This window comes from Rivularia sp. PCC 7116, assembly GCF_000316665.1.
Classification (GTDB): domain Bacteria; phylum Cyanobacteriota; class Cyanobacteriia; order Cyanobacteriales; family Nostocaceae; genus Rivularia.
The window spans coordinates 3,655,199-3,675,997 of the sequence record NC_019678.1 but is presented as its reverse complement, the minus strand read 5'-3'; the positions used below and the strand labels follow the sequence as shown (position 1 = coordinate 3,675,997).

General features: G+C 36.8%; 14 protein-coding genes. 8 read left to right on the top strand and 6 right to left on the bottom strand.

Going from position 1 to position 20,799, the window contains the following annotated elements; all coding sequences use genetic code 11:
• Positions 1-275: 275 nt before the first annotated feature.
• The gene (locus RIV7116_RS14375) at positions 276-809 is read left to right on the top strand and encodes a flavodoxin (protein WP_015119018.1); all 534 of its coding nucleotides are present in this window, start codon (positions 276-278) and stop codon (positions 807-809) included.
• A gap of 206 nt (positions 810-1,015) precedes the next feature.
• Here the strand turns inward: RIV7116_RS14375 and RIV7116_RS14370 are convergent, their stop codons facing one another.
• On the bottom strand, positions 1,016-3,613 hold the full coding sequence (locus RIV7116_RS14370; protein ID WP_015119017.1) for a CHAT domain-containing protein: 2,598 nt from the start codon (positions 3,611-3,613) through the stop codon (positions 1,016-1,018).
• Positions 3,614-3,927: 314 nt separating this feature from the next.
• On the opposite strand from RIV7116_RS14370, the gene RIV7116_RS14365 reads away from it, so the two are divergent.
• Positions 3,928-4,479, top strand: coding sequence for a Uma2 family endonuclease (locus tag RIV7116_RS14365; RefSeq protein ID WP_015119016.1), 552 nt, complete (start codon positions 3,928-3,930; stop codon positions 4,477-4,479).
• Between the two features lie 303 nt (positions 4,480-4,782).
• Here RIV7116_RS14365 and RIV7116_RS14360 read toward each other — a convergent pair whose 3' ends face one another.
• The 5 genes from RIV7116_RS14360 to RIV7116_RS14340 form a co-directional block, all read right to left on the bottom strand.
• The gene (locus RIV7116_RS14360) at positions 4,783-8,040 is read right to left on the bottom strand and encodes a filamentous hemagglutinin N-terminal domain-containing protein (RefSeq protein ID WP_015119015.1); all 3,258 of its coding nucleotides are present in this window, start codon (positions 8,038-8,040) and stop codon (positions 4,783-4,785) included.
• 600 nt (positions 8,041-8,640) lie between these two features.
• Positions 8,641-11,523: an S-layer family protein gene (locus RIV7116_RS33880; RefSeq protein WP_015119014.1), complete on the bottom strand. Its 2,883-nt coding sequence runs from the start codon at positions 11,521-11,523 to the stop codon at positions 8,641-8,643.
• Between the two features lie 235 nt (positions 11,524-11,758).
• Positions 11,759-12,685, bottom strand: a complete 927-nt coding sequence (locus RIV7116_RS14350) for a PEP-CTERM sorting domain-containing protein (RefSeq protein ID WP_015119013.1) — start codon at positions 12,683-12,685, stop codon at positions 11,759-11,761.
• A 733-nt stretch (positions 12,686-13,418) separates the two neighbouring features.
• Positions 13,419-14,570 (bottom strand): DUF1822 family protein, encoded by a 1,152-nt coding sequence (locus RIV7116_RS14345; protein WP_015119012.1) that lies wholly within the window; start codon positions 14,568-14,570, stop codon positions 13,419-13,421.
• A 38-nt stretch (positions 14,571-14,608) separates the two neighbouring features.
• Positions 14,609-15,826, bottom strand: a complete 1,218-nt coding sequence (locus RIV7116_RS14340; RefSeq protein WP_015119011.1) for a sigma-70 family RNA polymerase sigma factor — start codon at positions 15,824-15,826, stop codon at positions 14,609-14,611.
• 190 nt (positions 15,827-16,016) lie between these two features.
• Here RIV7116_RS14340 and RIV7116_RS14335 point away from each other — a divergent pair, with 190 nt between their 5' ends.
• The 6 genes from RIV7116_RS14335 to RIV7116_RS14310 all read left to right on the top strand — a co-directional run bounded on the left by RIV7116_RS14335 (position 16,017) and on the right by RIV7116_RS14310 (position 20,649).
• Positions 16,017-16,427 (top strand): hypothetical protein, encoded by a 411-nt coding sequence (locus RIV7116_RS14335; protein WP_015119010.1) that lies wholly within the window; start codon positions 16,017-16,019, stop codon positions 16,425-16,427.
• A 240-nt stretch (positions 16,428-16,667) separates the two neighbouring features.
• Positions 16,668-17,567, top strand: a complete 900-nt coding sequence (locus RIV7116_RS14330) for a hypothetical protein (RefSeq protein WP_015119009.1) — start codon at positions 16,668-16,670, stop codon at positions 17,565-17,567.
• 4 nt (positions 17,568-17,571) lie between these two features.
• Complete coding sequence (locus RIV7116_RS14325; RefSeq protein WP_052330815.1) at positions 17,572-17,904, top strand: hypothetical protein; 333 nt, start codon at positions 17,572-17,574, stop codon at positions 17,902-17,904.
• Positions 17,905-18,192: 288 nt separating this feature from the next.
• Positions 18,193-18,753 carry a hypothetical protein gene (locus RIV7116_RS14320; RefSeq protein WP_015119007.1) on the top strand — a complete coding sequence of 187 codons (561 nt, stop codon included), beginning with the start codon at positions 18,193-18,195 and terminating at the stop codon, positions 18,751-18,753.
• Positions 18,754-18,877: 124 nt separating this feature from the next.
• Positions 18,878-19,669, top strand: coding sequence for a hypothetical protein (locus tag RIV7116_RS14315; protein WP_015119006.1), 792 nt, complete (start codon positions 18,878-18,880; stop codon positions 19,667-19,669).
• Between the two features lie 173 nt (positions 19,670-19,842).
• Positions 19,843-20,649, top strand: a complete 807-nt coding sequence (locus RIV7116_RS14310; protein ID WP_015119005.1) for a hypothetical protein — start codon at positions 19,843-19,845, stop codon at positions 20,647-20,649.
• Positions 20,650-20,799: the final 150 nt, after the last annotated feature.

Sequence of the window (20,799 nt, the reverse complement as noted above, 5' to 3'; positions counted from 1 at the left end):
GGAGTCATAACAGATTTAGTCATATCTGTTACAACACTGCAACAAATCTAAATGTAATTTGGAATAGTGTTTTAATTGTTGGAGTAAACTAACTCGAATCAATTAATTGCACAAAAATACAGTCGAGCTAAAAGTTATCCTACTTTTAATCCTAACTTAATTATTGATTCAGTCATAAATTGCGACTGTTTCAAATCGGGGAATCTCTGGAAATACAAATCCTAAATAATCGCAGCAAAAAAAATTTATTGCTAAAATCCAGAGGAGCTTTAATTATGGCAAAGATGGCTATTTTTTATGGCAGTACTTCCGGTATAACTGAAGAAATCGCCACAAAAATACACGAGCATTTTGGTGAAGAACTATGCGAACTTTTTAGCATGGAAGAAGATTTTACCAGCGTTGATGAAATGCTTGAGTATGATTATTTGCTATTCGGTTGTTCCACCTGGGGTTCAGGAGAAGTCCAAAATGACTGGCGCGATCCATTGTTTGAAATGGAAATGGATAAGCCAGATTTTACAGGTAAAACCATTGCATTGTTCGGTGCCGGAGATTATCAAAATCATGGCGAACAGTTTGTCAGTGCATTAGGAACTTTATACGATCACTTTAAAAAATTGGGTGCAACCCTCGTTGGCGAAATTCCTACCGATGGTTACACCTATGAATATTCCTTTGCAGTGCGTGACGGTAAATTTATCGGTTTACCCATTGATGAAGTTAATGAAAGCGACAAAACTGACGAGCGGATTGCAACTTGGCTTGAATCAGTAAAACCGCATCTTCCATCTTTGGAAACAGCCTAGATTTTTACCATATATGTGGGATTTGGGGAGGGGGAAGAGGGGGGAGAGAGGGAGTGAGGGAGTGAGGGAGGAAGAAAATAAAAAATCATCACCCCATCACTTCGTCAGCTATTCCCAATGCCCAATGCCCCCTTTGGGTTGCGCCACTTGCTACAAGTCGGGGAATCCTCCCAACGCAGTGGCTTACCACGCCCATTCCCAATACTTTACAGCCAATTCCCAACTAATACATAAGGTGCCCAAAAACCAGGAAGGTTGTAATTAGGATATTTCAACAGCTTGACTTGGGCACGGCGTAAAGCTTCTGCTTTGGTTACTTTTGTGTTAGCCAACTCTTGATAAAATTCACCCATTAAAATCGCGGTGGATTTATCGTTGACATGCCACAGTGAAGCTAAAGTACTCCGCGCTCCAGCTTTGACGGATACTCCCGCTAAGCCTAGGGTGGCGCGATTGTCGCCAGCAGCAGTTTGACAAGCGCTTAACACCAACATTTCCAAGGCTTGCGAACGAACTTCACCCCGACGACGCAGCAAACGATCGAATTCGGTGACATTAATTGCACCATCTGCCGCTAAAATAAAAGTATTTTCAGGCTGGGAACTAAATTGACCGTGAGTTGCTAAATGCAGCACGTTAAATGGAGTTTTATTAACGTTTTTCTCTAAAGTTGTGCTGGTAAATTCGTTGTTTAAAAGTTGTTTTGTAGATACTCCGGCTTTATCAATCAAATCAAACTCAGATTTAATTTCTGGCAAAGACGGAAACTTCTGAAAATCTTCCGGTGGCTCTACTAAACCAGCCGCTAGAACATTGAGTGGTTGTTGTGCTAAAGGTTTTGGTGCCAACAACTGCAGCCCCAAACTTAGCGAGACTGCATATTTTTCAACTAAATACTGCTCGCCATCGTATAAAGTAGCCATTGGAATATTACGCAATGCCCCATCTAATACAAATACGAGGGTATTAACTTTACTATTCTGTAAATCTGACTCAATATTTTTAATTAACCAACCGTATACTTGCTGCGATAGCTGTTGCACTTCATCGGCTCTATCTGGCTCTAGAATATATTGGCGCAATTGTGTCAGAATTGCTTCAACTTCACTTTGGGATTTATCAACCGCATAGTTACGCAGAGGTTGATTGGGAATTTTCACAATTACCTGTAGTTGCTCCGGTAAAATAATCGGGTAAATAATGGCGGCAGTGGGATTATCTTCGTCTACCACTTTATCTAAGACTACCGTTTGAGTATTGATACAAGCTTGGCGAAAGTAATCATCTAATTCCGCTAGCTGCAATGATTCAATTCTTTGTCTGGCTTTATCTAAAGTTTTTTCACTCTTGTTAATTTTCTGGGATTCTAACAGCAATGCCACCGATTCCCGATATACTGGCTCAACACTTTCTTTAAAGGAATACTGAACATCTCTATTTACCGCAACTAAATCGCTGCGAAGAGTCTGTAAATTATCTACGGCAGTATCGTAAGATGCGATCGCGCTGGCAATATTTCCTTGTTTTTTCAATAATCTTCCTAATTGCCAATGCCACCGGTAAGATATATCTGGGGCATTAATAGTTTGAGCAATGGTAAGTGCTTGCTGAGTAAGTTTGCGCGCATTTGCATATTGCTGAGTTTGCTCGTAGACGCTGCCTAAAGTTCCCAGAGCAAAGCTTTCCGCTCTTTTATCTGCTAGTTTTTTAGATTGCTCTACGGCAGTAGCAGAAATTTGAGCAAGCATTTGGGGTTGAGTTTTCAATTTGAGCAAACTTTGCACCAAATGCAGCCGAGCATAGATATTTGTTTGAGAAGCTGGCAATTTATCGAGTTGAGTTTGAATTTTGGGTAATAAAGTTCGTGCTGTTTTTACTTGCCCTTGATTAACCAATAAACTGAATTGATTAATTTGTGCTTGTACTTTAGTTACAGGGTTTGCTGTAGCTGCGGCAGCTTGCTGATAAAAATCGATTGCTGCGGGAAAATCTTGTTCGATTCGGGCTGTATTACCCAAACTAAATAAAGCAGCGCTGGCATTTTGGGGAGAATCCAATTTTTGAGCAATTTTCAAACTTTGCTGCAATACCTGACGGGATTGTTTCAAGTCTCCCGCCAATTGTAAAGCATCTCCTAAAGAACGTAATTCTACTGCTTTAACAATAGAATTTGGTTGCGATTTTAGCTCTTTTTGCAATGCAGTCAAAGTTGATAAACTGCGACGATAAAATCCCAATACCTGCAAAGCTTGAGCTTGATTGATGCGATTGCTAACAATACCACTTTTATCATTAGTTTGTTTATAAATTGCTTCCCCGCGCTGCCAAGTTTTCAGTGCTGCTTCGGCTTGCCCCAAATCTAACTGAATGCTGCCTTGGATATCGAGAATTGCAGCTAAAACTTCTCTATCTGGGATTTGCGTTTTTGTATCAGTGCCAAATAAACTTAAACTTTCGGTAATTGCTTCCTGGGCTTGATTTAAATTACCCAACTTTTTGTAAGCCAAAGCCAAATTACTTAATGCAACGGCTTGTTTTAATTTGTCGCCGGTGTTGCGATAGTTGGTTACAACTTGCTGCAATACATTGACAGAATCAGCAAATCGTTCGGCTTCATATAGTTGTTTTCCTTGTTGTAGAGATGCTATATGCTGGGTTTTTGGAGATTGCGATGTGGCGATATTGGCAGTAACGGGGACATTTATTGTTAGAAAGACTGCGATTAAAAATAAAATAATGGGAGTGCGGAAGTAACGGATTCTAAGATGAGGAATAAACCAGTTATGATTAATTTTATATTTCATAATAATTATATATTTTTAAACGCAGAGGGACGCAAAGTATACGCAAAGGGGCGCGGAGTTTTTTTGAGTCAGGTTATTAATTATTAAGTATAGGGGATAGTAGAGGTTTTTAATAAGTAGTAATTTATTTATACATAATCAAATTAATTCTAAGCGAAAATACAGTCATAAATAGTAAAGATAGTATGTCAAAATATTAAAATTTATGAACTATCAAGTTGATAAATAGCCGATATCGCAAATTTAAAAAAAAGATGAGTATTTATTGAATGCTTTAACATGAAAAAATAGCACAATTGGGAGAAGCAATTAGCATGACTCTTGTTACTGCTAAATGGACGGTTGAGGATTACCACCAGATGATAGCTGCTGGAATTTTGCGCGATCGCAAGGTTGAGTTATTAAAAGGGGAAATTGTTGAAATGTCACCAGAAGGGGAATCTCACGCTTATTGTAGTCATGAAGCAGGTAAGTATTTAACTGTGTTATTAGGCGAACGTGTTGATGTTCGTCAAGCGAAACCAATTACCTTGCCCATTGATTCGGAACCGGAACCCGATTTAGCCATTGTTCAACGTTTAGGAAGAGAATATCGAGAACATCATCCCTATGTGGAAAATATTTTTTGGGTGATTGAGTATTCTAATACTAGTTTAGAGAAAGATTTGGATAAAAAAAGTCAAATTTATGCTGAATCAGGAATTAAAGAATACTGGATTGTTAATCTGAAAAAAATGCATTTAGTAGTATTTCGTGACCCCTTAGATGGGGATTATGCTACTAAATTTACCCTTACTTCTGGAACAATTCAACCGATTGCATTTGATGATGTTTCTGTTTTAGTTGAGCGGATTATTAATAAGTAATTGGTAGTTGGTAATTGGTAGAATATAGCAATCCTATATGAGTTGTGAAAAAGATAGGTGCCAAAAACCGGTTTTCTCAAATATCACAAATGATTTAGAAATACTATATTAAGGTCAATCAATGATTTATAAATACTGCAATGGTCGCAACTGGCACATTTGCTTGTAGGGTGCTGTGACACTTTGAGTAATTTGGAACGTAGTAATAATCTTTTTAGTGTCACGCACCAATCATTCTCCCTTTAAGCGTCAGTTTACATCTTATGCTGTTGATTGATTTAAGTGTTTAACATCAATTACCAATCAACCACAATTAAACTCCGAATTACGATAACCACCTTCTTCAGATTCTGCTACGAGCAAAACATCCCCATTCTTATCCACAACAAACTTTTGAGCTTCCACAATTGTTTTTCTTTCTACTTCCTGCTTGCTATTCCTCACCACCTCAATTCGATTTTGCGACGGTAAATCAATCCAATTTGCAATTACCGCTCGTTTTCTTACAGGCTGGTTGGGGCTAAGTGGTAAACCTCCCCTTCCGGTAGCGATGAAAGTGCTAGCATTTTGTCTGCCTCTGGGAGTACAAGCTTGAGCAATTTTCGATTCTACCGGTACTTCTGACAATTCAATCGAGTTAAGATTAAGGTCAATATCGGGAGTAATGATTTCCACATTACCGCTCGAATCTTCAGTTGCACCTGTAGCGGTAATATCGCTGTTTAAAGTTGATTGGGGTCGAAATTGCGTACCGAAGATACCTTGAGTCCTGATTATTACATTACCACCACGAAAGTTTTCAGAATTTGCGCTGATGTCACTATTTTCTAAAGCAGCGATAATATCAGTCTCAATATTAATGTTGCCACCGATAACATTTTCTCCTTTAGCATTAGTTGTGATATTACTACCACGACGCATTATCAATTGTTTTGAATTTATATTAATTGTCGCTTGTTCTATTTCGGAATCAACTTTAGCGCTTTGAGTGTTAGCTGTAAGTAAAGCATTATTATTCAAACCTATAGAACGAGCATTTATATTTATATTTCCGGCATTTCCAGTTCCATTACTGCTGACTGCAACTTGAGCATCGTTGTCAATATTTAATTCCCCAACATTAAATACAATACTGCCTCCAATACCAGTAGATTTTTTAGAAGTGGAAGCTGCTATTTCTGCTTGATTAGCAATTTGTAATTGTTGAGCATTAAGGGTTAAACTTCCAGCATTTCCGCTACCTTGGGTTTTCGCGAGTAAAGCACTATTAGAAGTATCATTAGGAATAATTTGGTTAATTTCGTCAAAAACTCCTTGCTCGACTAATTCACTAGCTTGAGTAAATTTTTGCAGATAATTAGGATCGCTACCAGAAATTAAAATTTGAGTCGCATCTGTTTTATCCGCATTCAATATTATATTTCCAGCATTTCCACTATCCTTACTATTAGTAATTATTTGTCCTCCATCAATTAGTTCAATAAAATTAGCATCGATTTTAATATTTCCCGAATTACCTTTTCCTGTACTTTCACTGCTCAATACCCCTCCATCTCTAACAGTGATTTTTTCTGTATTTATTACTATCTTTCCACCATCACTAATACCCGTATTCCGAGCCAGTAAGCCACTCGAAGGAGTATCGTTAGCAACTAAACTGTCAGCATTACGTTTTTGCTTAAACAGTTTAATTTGTCGGTTAAAGTAAGAAGAATCACTACCAGAAATAGAAATATTTTCTCGGGCATTAATTTCAATATTACCTGCATTCCCTTCTGCAAAAGCTGTGGTCAAAATTTGACCCCCATCAGTCATTTCTAAACTGTCAACCTCAACTGTAATATTACCGCCTGGAAAACTGCTTCGACTACGAGCATTTAATACCGCGTTATCAGATATTTTTAATTTGTTAGCTATAAGATTAATATTTCCACCTTCTCCGCCAGCAGTTGCTTCGCTGGATGTATATATACCAGCAGAGCTAGTATATTCAGGATTTCCAGAAATCGAAATCGACTCATCCGCTCGAACATCAATGTTACCAGCCCGTCCACTTCCTTGGGTTAAAGCCTGTATCCTTCCTCCTCTTTCTAAGAAGAGCGAACGCGCATTAATAAAAATATTACCACCACTTCCATCCCCTTTTTTTTCGAGATTGCTAACAATTCTGCCACCATTTCTTAATTCAATTTTGTCTTTAACATCAATAAAAATTGTTCCTGCTATTCCACTTCCTTTAGCCTTTACGTTAGTATTTATTAATGCTCTATTACCTTCTCCACCATCTAACTTCAACGAGTTAGATCGAATATTAATATTGCCGCTATTACCGATTCCACTATTATCTACTTGACTAAAAATATCACCTTCTAAAAGTTCGATTGCGTCGCTAGCATTTATTGAAACACTACCAGCATTACCTTTTCCTCTTGTTCCAGCATAAATTCTAGCTTTATTGTCGATTAAAAGCGAATTTGTTGTAATATCAATGTCACCACCATTACCTTTGGCATTTGTTAGAACTTGACTGGAAATCCTAGTACTACCTCTTTGATTCCGAGTATCTGTAATCTTGATTGATTCAGCTAAAATAGATATATCGCCACCGTTATCATTAGCTTTAGAATTTAGCGCTGTTTCTATGATGCTATCAATTACCGATAGTTTCTTTGCTTGCAAATTAATGTCGCCACCATTACTGCTTTTGATAGAAGTTCTGATAATTTCTAAATTATCTTGAGCTTGGATAACAATTTTTCCGGTATTACCCGCTTTATCTTTTTGTACTATAACTGGACTTTTGACAATCGCACTGCCAGCATCGGATTGAAGATTATTTATATTATTTGACTGAGATTCAAAACTTAAAAACTCTCCATTTTTTGCTAAATTAGCTAATCCTTCAGAAGAAATAGCTGCAAGAGAAATTTGTCCGCCATTTAGTTCTAATGCCCTTCTATTTTCAATTATATTCCCAATTAACGTAATATTGTTCCCAGAATCAACTTTTAGCTGACCAGAATTACTAATTTTACCCATTTGATTGCTGCCGAATTGCAAACCCACAGGCAGATTAATTTTTAACAAAGGTGGAGATTCTGGGGATGTCGCACTAAAAAAACTGCCATCACTAAACTTGATACTATCAGCAGTGCTGCCTATAAACGAACCACCAATATCTAATCTAGCACCCCTATCAAATATAATTCCGTTAGGATTAATTAAAAATAAATTTGCGCTACCATTAGCACGGATATATCCATTAATATTAGAAATAGAATTACCTGTAACCCGAGTAATTATATTATTAATATCAATTGCATTATTAAAAAAAGCTTTTTGACCTTTTGGAATAGAAAACTGTTGAAAACTATGAAATAAATTACCACCGGCAGTAGTTCCACCTTCAATTCTATTAATTTTTCCCTCGACTTTGACAAGAGAATTATTCGGTAAAGTAGCGTCGGGGATAATTTGAGGGTTTGCATAAGCGCTGGGATGTATCAATGCAGAACCAATTGTAATAGCACTTATCAGTGCTATTTGCCAGTTATTATACATGCTTTATATATGCCAAAATTTTTTTAATCTTAGTTATATTGACACATGTCTAATTAAATTTAAGTAAAATTACTATTACAAAATATAAAGAATATGTATAATTTAATAATAATCTTAACTTTCAAGCAATTTAGGGTAATAGCAAAAGTTTTGAACAATAATTTCATGTAGCTTTTTAGAAGCTAGGACTTACGCAACTGCTACATTTTTTGTAAGGTGCAGTGACATTTAGATCAATTTTCAAGGTAATAATAAGACTTGTGGTGTCATATCATGTCCGTTAAATCTGACATCTTGCACCATTGTCGTTAAGCCCTAATACCGCCTTGTAAGTCGGAGGCTTTCTAGCCCGCACGCTCTGCGTGAACGCAGAGAAATAAAAATCCGAGGCTCATATACAAAGTACGTTAAAACGCACTAAAACCCTTGCCCAGTCTGATTTATCAGACTTTGTGTATTAGCCTGAGAATTTATGAATACGGCGGTTGTTGAAAATGGTGGAAGATGTAAGTTAAATTAAACGTCATTTATTATGGGTGATTTGCCGGACATCATATAAGTTCTAAGGATAAATAGAGGGTTCGCTACTAGCAAACTTTATCAACCACAATTCAAACCCGAATTATCCATACCACCTTCTTCGGATTCGGCTACTAATAAAACATCCCCATTCTCATCCACTACAAACTTCTGAGCTTCTACAATTCTTTCTCTTACTACTTTCTGCTCCCTATTCTCTACACCCTGACTTACATTTTGCGACGGTAAATCAACCCAATTTGTAATTACCGCAGGTTTCCTCACAGGTTGATTAGGGCTGAGCGGTAAACCTCCTCTTCCTGTAGCGATAAAGGTGCTGGCGTTTTGTCTTCCTTTAGGAGTGCAAGCTTGAGCAACTTGCTGGGATGCATCAACTAGGTTTGATGGCAGTTCAATTACACCACGATTCGGATCGACATCTGGATCTGTAATGGTAAAATCACCGTTTAAATTCGGGTTTTGTTGAGATATCGCTGTAATGTTGCTGGTGGGTAAATTATTTGGGTTAAGTTCTTCTGGGTTATCAGTTCCTAGTTGTTGAATTAATTCGTCTCTAGTTAAAGGTGCAATTCCAAAAATATTATTCGCATTAACTGTAATTTGTCCGCCTTCACCGCTAAAAGCATTGGCTGTAATATCGCTGTTTTCATTGGGAGTTGCAACAATAAAGCCATCGGGAGCATCAATTGTAATGTTGCCACCATTTCCCGGAGCTGCTGCCGTACCCGCAGAGGTGGAAACTTGGCTTTGATTTCGTAACAGTAAAAAGTCTTCTAAATTGAGCTTGATATTCCCGGCATCTGCTGTCTCTTGGGTTTCACCAATTAGTTTAGCTTGGTTGTTTAACTCGATTTTATCGGCAGTGATTTCTAGATTACCTGCTTTACCCGTACCGATGCTGCTGACGGTGACTTCTGCGTTGTCTTTTACTAGTAAGTTGGGTGTGGTGATGGATAGGTTTCCGGCGTTTCCGGTGCCTTCGGCTGCGGTGAATAGGGTGGAGTTGACGGGAATATTTTCACCGATTGTACCGGTGCCGGTTACTTGTACGGATTCAGTTGCGTTGACTGTTAAGATACCACCAGGACCTCGATTATTGTTTATAGGATTTTGTTCTACTCTAGAACCCGCTCCTACTTGCCCTCCATCCCGAATTATTAACTGTCCCACATTTAAAGTCGCATTACCACCATCACCAGATCCAAAGTTATCGGCAGAAATCCTTGCGCCGTTTTCAACTATTAGCTGTCTAGTTTGAATATTTAATTTTCCAGAATCAGCATTAGTAAATATAGTTTCTCCTGATATAAACTCATCTATAAATGGTTTTTCTGCTGATGCAAAAATCCCACTACTTCCTTCTTCTAAATCGGCTTTGGGTGCTGTTCCACTCAGTTGAATCAAATTTGCGGCATTAATCTGAATTGTTCCTCCATTACCGGTATTTCTGGCAGCACTTGATATTTGCGCTCCGTTTTTAAGAACTAGTTCTCCGGTGTCAATAGTCATATTTCCAGCATCACCGGTAGCAGTAGAAAAGTTTTCTACTTGAGTTAAAAAAGCACTGGGAGTGATTTCATCCGGTGCAGTTCCCTCGATTGTCACTGATGAGGAATTTACCTTTATATCTCCTGCATTACCTGTACCAGCAGTACTGGCTCTAACTTGCGCTCCATCTTTAAGAGTTAATTTTCCAGTTTCAATAGTTATAGTTCCACCGTTACCCGTTGCAAATGGAGCAACTGGAGCCAAAATTGCACTAGGTAAATCTTGTTCACCTGGAAAAATACCTGTTAATTCGACTGACTCAGAAGCATTTACTTTTAAATTTGCTGCATTACCATTACCACGAGTACCAGTTGATATTTGTCCTCCATCTTTAGCAATTAGTTGTCTGGTGTTAATGGTTAGAGTTTTTCCCTCACCTGTAGCATCTTGGAAAACAACTTCAGATATTGTGCTGGGAGAGCCTAGGGGTGAAACACCTATTACTTCTACTGATTCAGATGCATTTACTGTCAAATTTCCTAATCTTCCTTGAGCTTGAGCAATAGAAAAAACCTGACTACCTTCTGTTAAACTAATACGTTTTCCTTGGAGATTTATATCACCACCAATATTACTGGTAGTAATAGTAGCGACTAATGCTCCTTGAGAGAAATTTATATCTTTAAAGTTTTGAATTCCTTGATAATTGAAGCTAAAACCTTGGTCATTAAAATTTAAACCAACTTCTTCATTAGCTGCAACGCTACCTAATGCTATTTGTCCTTCTGATGCAAACAGGATTCCTCCTTCTATAGAAATATCACCACCAAGCAACGCTAATGTATTTCCTGGTTGTGTTTGCAATCCTGAAGGTTCCCCAGCACTATTAGTAGCAACAGAACGATTGTTTATAGTTCCTGGTGTTTCTCCTAAACCTAAACCAAGAGGAGCAGTAATGGTTAGTAAAGGTTGAGTTTGTATATCCTTGCTGCTAAATTGAGTTCCGTCTGCAAAGTTAATTTTTTCTGCGGTAGTAGCTAGAAAAGAACCGTTTACATCCAATCGTGCATCTGTGCCAAAGACAATACCATTAGGATTCATCAAAAACAGATTTGCATTGCCATCAACCCCTAAAGTGCCGAGAATTTGAGAAATGTTACTACCAGTAATACGAGTTAGGATATTTGTTACACCATTGGGATTTTGAAAGAAAACCCTTTGTCCTTCTCCGATATTAAATTCTTGGAAACTGTGAAAAAGGTTGGTATCTCGAATTGCTCCTCCTTCAATTAAATCCGCAGTGGCTTGTTTAATATTGACATTCGGGTTAATTCTAGAGCTTTCACTACCCAAACTTGTATCAGGAGTAATTTGCGCCAAACTAGCTTGGGAAATCAATAGATTAACTAGTATTCCACTAGCAATAAAGCAAAATTGAGGAGGAGACAATTTCATAGCTGAATTTAACTTTGAAGATAGAAGTCATTTTATTATGTAAAACGATTATGTCTCTAAAACTGCAACAAATATCAATTTTATAAAGCTACATGAAAAGTTTTATTTATAACTTTTTATTTTTGTAAGCTAAACCTCCAGCCCATTATTATAACAAGGAATGGAGGTTTATAAAAATTTACTTTTAAGGTGTAGGAAGTTCACACTTAAGAAGTTAGCTTACTGTAATTCTAGCTTATTTATTAGAGTTAATTCTAATTTTACGTCTGTTTAATGCTCCCGCACCTAAAGTACCTAAAGCGAATAAACTAACTATACTTCCGGGTTCGGGGGTTGTTTTTACAGGCGGCGTTGCGACAAATTCTTTAATTACAAAAGTACCTTTATCTCCTTCAAATTCACCATTACTTAATACTGGTCCACTTGCTCCTATTAAGGATTGAACATTTCCAAAATTAATAGGTATGTCTTTTACAAAAATATTTGGTGGATTTTGATTAATTACTCTTCTGAATTTTCCGTCATCATTTTCGTCTGGATCTGGATTTTCTGCTATCTTAGGTTCATCATTTTCGATAACAAAAAATTGCTTGAAAGATTCCTGTATTATAGTGTCTAAGTCTTCAATAAATGAATTATTTACATTCTCTCTTAGCTCAAAAGAAGCAAATACAAGAGGTTCGGGTTCGCTAAAGCTTTTATTGCCATTATCTCCCAGTTCTTCATTATCTGTTTCGAGAACGAAGTTATTAGACAAAATTTCGTAAGTAGCAACTGTCTTGTCGTCATTCAATGAAGCTCTTAAATCTCCGACATCAAAGCCTACTTTAAATTCATTAAACTGTTCATTATTATTAGCCGAATTACACGTATCAAAATTTCCATTGTCACAGAAATCTGTATAAAAAAAGTTCTCAATAGCTCCCTTAAAAATAAAAGAACCATTATCTGATATTCGTGTCTTTCCCGTTAATAATTCAAAACCAATATTTTGCTCTTTGGCTTCATCAGGGTCATTTCCTGCATTTGAGACTGTGCCCATTCCCCAACCACTCAATGGTGCTAAAGCTTCCGCAGACTCTACAACAGTCCCTATTGTCAACCCTGCGGTTACAGCTGTAAGCATAGAGAGTTTAACTATGTTTAGAAATTTATTCGTCATATTAATGCTCATAAAAATACCATGAAAACTGCTTGGAAGTTTTGATATTCCGTATTCTTAAAAACAGTAAAATATCATCTGAAATTAGTCGTTTTTTCATCTGATTAAGTAATAATACTGTTGTCGCCGGAATTACTTAATTTGTATTAAATCATGGAACACAGGATAATCTATACACCTTTACAGTATCTTTACTAGAAAATTAAAAAATATCGGTGTAAATACTAACGTTTAATAAAGATATTTAGGCTATGCAGTTGCAATAAAGAATTAGCTTTGTAAGGAGAATATTCTATTCACCATAATTAACCTCGCTCCTTCCGCTTTCTTAAGTAATGAGAAGGATATTGGAGTGGGGTGAGGTTGCTAAGCAGCATTTACAAGACAGGTATTCGGGGTTAATAATGTGGTGCGTGACGGTAATTTCAAACTATTCTGTAACAATTTATAAATTACCGTAACCGTCACAGCACCCTACATGAGAGATAAATTATTTATACCATTTCTTTATAAAGATGTGCCGAATTCAGCCCACGCAGGTGGGCTTCGTTTCAGTAGCCCCACTCTTCTAGAGTGAGGGAGATTTAGATTGGTGCGTGACGGTAGTTTCAAAGTATTTTGTAAAAGTTTATCAATTATCGTAACCGTCACAGTACCCTACAAACACCCCTCTCCTTAACAAGGAGAGGGGCAGGGGGTGAGGTTAATTTCATTTTTATTAACAACCTTTATATCAAAACCGCAAAACTTCCCGCTCCCAATCTTCTGCTACAGGCTCGGTTTCCCAAACCAAACCTTCCCCAGGTTCTAAAATCACTTCTACATACAATACGTCGGTGGAAACTGTTGCAACATCTTGATTATTTTCAAATTCCTCTAAGTCTTCGGTTAGCAATCTTAATTTGAAGCCAGCCGGAATTTCACCACCAGCAACCGGATTGCGTAATTCAAATCGCCAAATTATATCTTCACCTGCTTCTCTTGGGAATATCCGCAATTCATATGTATTATCTGCTATTATTAGTTCTTTGGATAATCCTTGAACTGATGCGCTACTTCGCATTCCTCCGGAAGCCATTGCAAATTCTTTTTTCTCCCATCCCCAGATTTGAGATAAGTTCGTGATTCCTGTCTGCAACCATTGAGTAATTGATTGTTCAACCGGTAAACCTTGACGTTTTGCGTATAGTTTTTTTCGCCAGCTTGACTGTGCTATTAACGAACCCCAAACTGAAAAGGGAACTTCTAAACGGGGAAATTTAACTTCGGAGTTTCCCAAACGTTCTAAAAGGTTTTTTGCTTGGGTTTCGGGAATTGATTCTAAAGGGGTTATTTCGGCTCGTAAAGTTTCTGAAGTATTAAATTGCCAAGCAACAGCTAATACATTAATATCGTCAATCAAATCTTCGCTTTCTAAACTGTAATTTCGGTTGTTATTGTCTAACAGCCCTTTATTGACAAGATTTTCATGAGTTGTATAACCGAATATTTTAATGAAATTATCGTCGGGGTTTACCTCAACCGCAATGTAATAATCGGCTGCTAATTCCGGGATATCTACCCATTCCTGGGGTACCTGCAATTCATCACCGTCAACTGCCAAAGTCGGAATTAACATTAAGCGGTAATTATCAAAAGTTATAGGCACGCCGTTAACCAATTCCCAGAAACTGGGTAACGCTGCATAATTCACAGACACTTTAGCATCGGGAGCCATTTCTTCTTGAAACCAAGGTAAAAATGCTTCTAGACAAAGTTGATTTATCCAAGCACGTCGAGAAGCACCCGGAGTTGAGTAATTTTGTTCCGACACTTGGGAAGATTGCGGAATTTCCAAGTGCAAATGATGCGAATCAAGAATTAACGGAATGTCTGTGTTAAACATAATGAAAATGGCTCCCTAGGGATTTTAACTTTTGATTTCTAACCCTGCTCGGTTTGACTGTAGTGAAACTTGAGCCATTCCTCCAGGCTAATATTGATGGAAGCTATTACGACGGAAGTTGGAGAAATATGCAAAGTGTTTTGACTCCATTGGGTAAGAGTTAGCAATAATGACTTTCTAATACTGCTCAAAAGACGGGATACCTTATATTGCTTTATTTCTAATTGTTTGGCAATTTCGGTTTGGGTAAATTGTTGACTGTAGTAAACTTGCAGCAATTGTCGCGATTTACTGTCTAGTGCTGCTATAGCTTGATTTAAAACTTCGTTTAACTGTGTTTGCTGAGTTTCTAAACTGGCAGATTCTTCTTGCTCCACCATTTGGGCGAGCAAAGAATCTTGAACATTTCCCGGCAGTATATCTAATAAAATAGCATCTCCATCATCTTTGAGGGGAGTATCAGCAGAAACAAATTTGGGATAGAGAAAATTACGAATAGCTTTAGCGCTTTCTCCTAGCCATTTTTCAATTGTTTGCGAATTAACTGCCCCAGAAGATAAACCACGGGTTAAACGTTGAGCATTATAAAGTTTGGTAATAGCTTCCCAATCAGCCTTATCTGGTTTGCGACGCTGACGAATTTCCGTATTACCGGAAGTATAAAGTTCCTCAAAGCATTCCCAAGCTAAAACGTAATTTGCGATATTTTCTTGGCTCAAGCCCATATTTTGCAATGACTTTATCAACCTTCTGCGGCTAACTTTATGTAACAGAGCCACATCAGAGCAAACATCGGCTTCCCGACGCACCCGCAACACATCGCGAATAATTCGCTCAAAAGATAATTCCGCGTAGCTTTTTAGATGAGAGCTTTGTTCGGGATTAAAAGCTTTTAATATTTTACCAACTTGCGCGATCGCGATTTGAAAGAAGTCTGAAATTGAAGAATGCCCCGAGGAATTGAGTGCTGATTTTCTCGCAGCCCAATAACAAACTTCTTGTAAGTAAGCACAAAGATGGGAATAAGCCAATGAACTGTAATTGGGTGCATCTTGCTCGCTAGCATTAGCAGATTTTTCCCAGGCTTTATACCAATAAAGCGCCCAGAAGCTATAGGAATCTTGCCTGGAAGATTTTTCCAAACAAGTTTTCATGCTCCGTCTTAATTTTGCGTCAGTTACCCAACCATTAAATTTGTCTGTATCAAATTGTATAAAGGTAGAAAAAACTTCCACCGTTCCTTGTCGGCGTTGCATGTAATACTCGCACTCTAAGTATATTATCAGTGATTTTAATTATATGACGCTGAAATAAAAAAGAAAAACCGGTATTGCTTGTGAGGCAATGATTTTGATGATTTTTCAACAAATTTTCATTTCAACTGCATAAAAATCAAAACCTGTCGTTAAAGGTGGCATACAAACAAGAAAACGAAGGAACCCAACAATGCGTTTAAAATTAATGACTTCTTTGATTGCTGCAACCGCTATTTTTACCTCTATTTCACCAGCATTAGCACAATCTAAATCTACAATTAATCCCGCTTATTGCAATGACAATATGGCTCAAGATAATAACTATAATAATATTTCAACCGGTTCGCATAGCCAAAATTTTACTCAACAAACACCTCGAAATTTGATTGGAGCAAATGTGAATGCAGGTTTGTATTATCTCAACATCGACGCTAATCTAGCAGGAATCCAGAAAAAAATTAAAGTTGGAAATGTTCCAACAAATAGCGTTAATATTCTACAAAATACTTTGAACGGAGATTCGCCTATTAATGGCGATAATCCAGCCGTCACCAATTCAAATTCTAGTCAAAATTGTAGTAATTCCGTCGATGCTGGTTGAATAGAGATTAACCGCTTGTATTGTAGTGAGCTAACATACCTATTTCACAACATTTTGAAAATAAATATACGCTCAATCAAGCCCATTTCCTTGGGTTTTTTAATTATTTATTGCTTTAGCCTTCAAGGTTGGATTCAGGGTAATCTCAAACATAACTGGTAAAAAAGTTTCACTTCAACTGCATAAACACAAAAAACCATCGTAGAAAGTAACAACAAGTTCATCAAAGAATTGAAACCAATGCTCAATAACTTTCGTAAAACCTTTGTTTTAGTTGCTGTAGTTGCAACTTTATCAACTGGTTGTCGCTACAGTAAAAAATACGAAAATCTTGCAAAAGCAGGAGATAGTTATACAGATGCTGTGGATACATTGCTAGAGCAAGCGAAGAAATTACACATAGAAGCAAGCTCGGAAGCTATATTAGCAGATGATAGAATTTCCAATCAAACAGCAGAGCAATATCAAAAAAATGCCGCGAAAGATAGAGAAATTATACAAGTAATCAACGAGATTAAAAATCATAATCAACTGTTAAAAGACTACTTTGAGAAATTAAAAGAACTGGCTACTGATGATGCACCAGAGAGAACTAAAAAAGAAATTACAGGTATTGCCACAAATTTAAAGAAAGTTAGTAATAATCTCAAGAAAACTAGCTTTTTTCCAGAAGAAAGTGTTTTACAAAGGATAGGAAGTTTAGTCATCGATTCTAAAATCCAAGGCGCTTTACGAGAAGAACTAGAAAAGCGCGATCGATTAATTTTAAAAGAACTGACAATCCAGCAAGAAATGCTCAAAAAATTGAGTGAGTTTATGAAAGTAAGAGTTGAGATTAAACGAAATGCTCAAGAGCAACGTTTTGTAATTCGTCCTTTAATTCAGGAAAGCAACATACAAAAAGAGCAAGACTGGATTCAACAAAGAGTAAATATATTGAAATCCGATAACCGAGTAGAACAATTGGAAGCTGCTAGTGTTGCTTTGCAAGAATTTAAAGATATTTTTAAAGATAGTGTTGAAGACAAAATTACCGTCGCACGTCTTAACAATTCTTTAGAAGATATCGATAATTTTTTAGCACTTTTAGAAAAAACAGAACAACCAGAACAACCAAAAGCAAATGCAGGGGATAAATAGAAAAATGTTCACAACTGATAACTTACTAAGTCAAATTAGAACAAAAGTTTTAGAACTTTATTCTCCGGCAATTCAGTTTGCATTTGAAGCAGAAACAGATAAAGTAAAGAAAAAAGAATTTATCGAATACAGAGAATCCTGTCGTCAATATCTTTACGAATTAGAGTTACAAGATTTACAAGAAGTATTAGCAAAAATGCAACTCTTAGAAGCAGAACTTTATTTGGCTATTCAATCTTTAGATAATGCAATAGAAGATGTGAATAATACAGTGGGGATTATTGAGAGTATTAGGAGATTTTCTGGCATTATAGCGCGATTGTTTACGATTTTTTAATTAAATTCTGAATTTGATGGATTCAAATTTGGTTATTAATTTCCAGACGGTTGTTCAAAATGGTGCATCGTAAAAAATATGAAACCCCTGTAGAGACGTAACAGTGTTACGTCTCTTGCAATTTAAAATCATAATTTAATATTGCGCTTCAGCTAGGTATTTAGTCTTTTTCTTGATATTGCTCCCCATTCTCTCAGAGATTTTTCAAAAAAAGTAATTCCAACTGCATAAAATCTCAAACCCGTCGTAAAAGATGACATACAGATAAGAACACAAAGGAACACAACAATGCGTTTAAAGTTAATGACTTCTTTGATTGCTGCAACCACTATTTTTATCTCAGTTTCACCAGCATCAGCACAGTCTAAACCTTGGATTAGCCACGATGTTCTAGCAGAAAACCATCGTGCTTATTGCGATGATATTGTGGCTCAAAATACTAGAGTGGATAAAAAAACTATCATTACAAACAATAACGGTTCAACAAGTTCTTATTATAAATATTCTACTCAACAAGCACATAAAAATTCTACTAAAACAAAAGGTAGTGCAGGTTTTAATTATCTCAAAATTGGCGGTAATATAGGAGGAAGCCAGCAGAAAATTAGAACTGGAAATAGTTCAAAAAATACTATTAATAAGCAAGATAATACTTGGAACAGAGATTCTCATATTGATATTGATAATACAACCATCACAAGCGAAACTGCTGGTCAAAACTGTGGCGTTTTTGTGCAGACTGCTGGTCAAATAGAAATGAATAACGAAATACAAAAAACCAAACGTATGCAGATAGAAGCGGGAAAGCAAATGCACATATTTCAACAAATAACTAATTTTGATAATTAAATTACTAGAATAGCCATAATTAGAATATGCATATTTCATCAAAATCTTTTATGGCTATAGTTTTCATCTAACCAAAAGTATCTCTAAAAATTAACCTACAACATATAAAAAAGGAAAACATAAAATGAAAAATAATACATTATTAAGTATCGCTATGGTTGTTTTAGCATCAACAACAAATGCTATACCTGCTATAGCCCAATCAAATCAACCTGAGAATTTACAAACTCAATCTCAAACAAGTGTACTTCCTAAATCTTCTGCATTAGTAATCGCTTTTCCCCAACAAGTTCAAGTAGATTCCGGAAAAAAGAAGAGTTATCCAATGACAGTACTTTTAGCTCAACCAATTTTAGACCAAAATGGAACAGAAGTTGTTAAAGCTAATAGCCCGGTTGCGGTAGAGCTAGTACCTTATAAAAAAGATATTAAAATAGTTGCCAAATCTATTATCGTCGGAGGGAAAGTTGTTTCAATTCAAGCTACCAGCCCTGTAATTCCCAGTCAGAAAATTACTGTAAAAAGTGCCAACCAGAAAGCAAAACGAAATTCTAAAGTATCTACCAACCTTGGTGGTAGTATTGTCGGAGCTTTAGGTGGTGATAGCAACAGCACTATGAAAGGTGGTTTGGCTGGAAACGCGATTGGTATTGTAACTGGTTTAACTTCCGCCAAAAAAATCAGATTGGTTAATATTCCTCAAGGAAGCGTTCATATCCTTGAGCTAGAAACTGCCGCTTCTTTACCAACAACATCCTATATTTCGCAAACTAAAGTTGCACCGATTTCTACAAATTCAAAAAATATCATATCTGAAGAAGCCTGTTCCTTAGAGATTTCTCGAACCAAGGTTAAACAAACTCCAGTAAAAGTAGCACAAACTGACTTATCAGAAAAGCTCGAACCCTGTTCCTAAATTATTAGAAAAATCAGCTGTTATATAGATAATATAACTTCATTATCTTTCCCTCTCCAGATTATGGCAGAGGGATATTTGTTAGGAAAAGCTGAGATTCGGTTTGTATTGCATAAAAACTGAAAATCATCGTAAGAGATAACAGTAATTTTATTATTAATGACCTTGAAATAATGAAAATATCTAAATTATTTACTACCATTAGCTTAATTGCAACACTTTCTACTTCAATATTGTTACCCAACTCAACAAAGGCCGAAGCACAAATGACTTATCGGCAGATTAATAAACGTCCCTATGCTGTTTTTGTTAATGGTTATATGGACTGTTGTGCATGGGGAATGAACAAAGTAAAAAGAAGATTGTCAGCGATGGGTGCAGAAATTCGCGACGTTCCTTGGGATAGTTTTACAAACCGTGCAAAGCAAAAAAGCATGACTTCCAACGATAGAGAATTTCTTAGACAAGCTGAAAACTATATTAATAATAACTTAGAACCAAATCGACCATTAATATTAATAGGACATAGTTTTGGTGGTGATTCTTTGCTCAGTCTTGCACCCAGGATAAAAAGAAGAATTCTTTTCTTAGGCGTTATAGATCCAGTCGCTGCTGGAGGATTTAGAGAACCGATTCGACGACGCACAATACCTGCAAATGTTGACTACTTTTTCAACAGATGGCAAAGTAATCGCTTAGATACTGATAATGCAGTTCCCTTCGATAGTGCTTTAAATGGAAAAGTCAGAAACTGTCGCGCTCAAGTTTGCGATCAGAAAGAACAGAATATTGCCAGACGAGCCAATGGTTCGCCAATCAAAGTTTCCTGTGGCTCTTTTGAAGTAACTTGTCCGGGATATCAACCTTGGCCTGGTGGTTCTAACGGTCGCAAGCAGAAGCGTTTGCATCATAACCCAATGCCCTATGATGACTTTATTCAACAGCAAATCGTTGATAATGTCAGAAAATTACTTAACTAGTAAAAGGGCTAGGACTTAGGTAAAGGCGTAACCTCACCCCCATCTCCTCTCCTTATTAAGGGGGTGTGCTCTATTCAACTGAAAACTCCTATAATTCCCGCTTCAACTGCATAAAAATAAAAACCCGTCGTAGAAAAAGACAGTAGATTC

Bases quoted from the DNA above. Each gene is read 5' to 3' on its own strand.
- RIV7116_RS14335 (WP_015119010.1), top strand. From the start codon at position 16,017: ATGCGTTTAAAATTAATGACTTCTTTGATTGCTGCAACCGCTATTTTT.
- RIV7116_RS14325 (WP_052330815.1), top strand. From the start codon at position 17,572: ATGTTCACAACTGATAACTTACTAAGTCAAATTAGAACAAAAGTTTTA.
- RIV7116_RS14365 (WP_015119016.1), top strand. From the start codon at position 3,928: ATGACTCTTGTTACTGCTAAATGGACGGTTGAGGATTACCACCAGATG.
- RIV7116_RS14345 (WP_015119012.1), bottom strand. From the start codon at position 14,570: ATGTTTAACACAGACATTCCGTTAATTCTTGATTCGCATCATTTGCAC.
- RIV7116_RS14340 (WP_015119011.1), bottom strand. From the start codon at position 15,826: ATGCAACGCCGACAAGGAACGGTGGAAGTTTTTTCTACCTTTATACAA.
- RIV7116_RS14320 (WP_015119007.1), top strand. From the start codon at position 18,193: ATGCGTTTAAAGTTAATGACTTCTTTGATTGCTGCAACCACTATTTTT.
- RIV7116_RS14310 (WP_015119005.1), top strand. From the start codon at position 19,843: ATGAAAATATCTAAATTATTTACTACCATTAGCTTAATTGCAACACTT.
- RIV7116_RS14375 (WP_015119018.1), top strand. From the start codon at position 276: ATGGCAAAGATGGCTATTTTTTATGGCAGTACTTCCGGTATAACTGAA.
- RIV7116_RS14330 (WP_015119009.1), top strand. From the start codon at position 16,668: ATGCTCAATAACTTTCGTAAAACCTTTGTTTTAGTTGCTGTAGTTGCA.
- RIV7116_RS14370 (WP_015119017.1), bottom strand. From the start codon at position 3,613: ATGAAATATAAAATTAATCATAACTGGTTTATTCCTCATCTTAGAATC.
- RIV7116_RS14360 (WP_015119015.1), bottom strand. From the start codon at position 8,040: ATGTATAATAACTGGCAAATAGCACTGATAAGTGCTATTACAATTGGT.
- RIV7116_RS14315 (WP_015119006.1), top strand. From the start codon at position 18,878: ATGAAAAATAATACATTATTAAGTATCGCTATGGTTGTTTTAGCATCA.
- RIV7116_RS14350 (WP_015119013.1), bottom strand. From the start codon at position 12,685: ATGACGAATAAATTTCTAAACATAGTTAAACTCTCTATGCTTACAGCT.
- RIV7116_RS33880 (WP_015119014.1), bottom strand. From the start codon at position 11,523: ATGAAATTGTCTCCTCCTCAATTTTGCTTTATTGCTAGTGGAATACTA.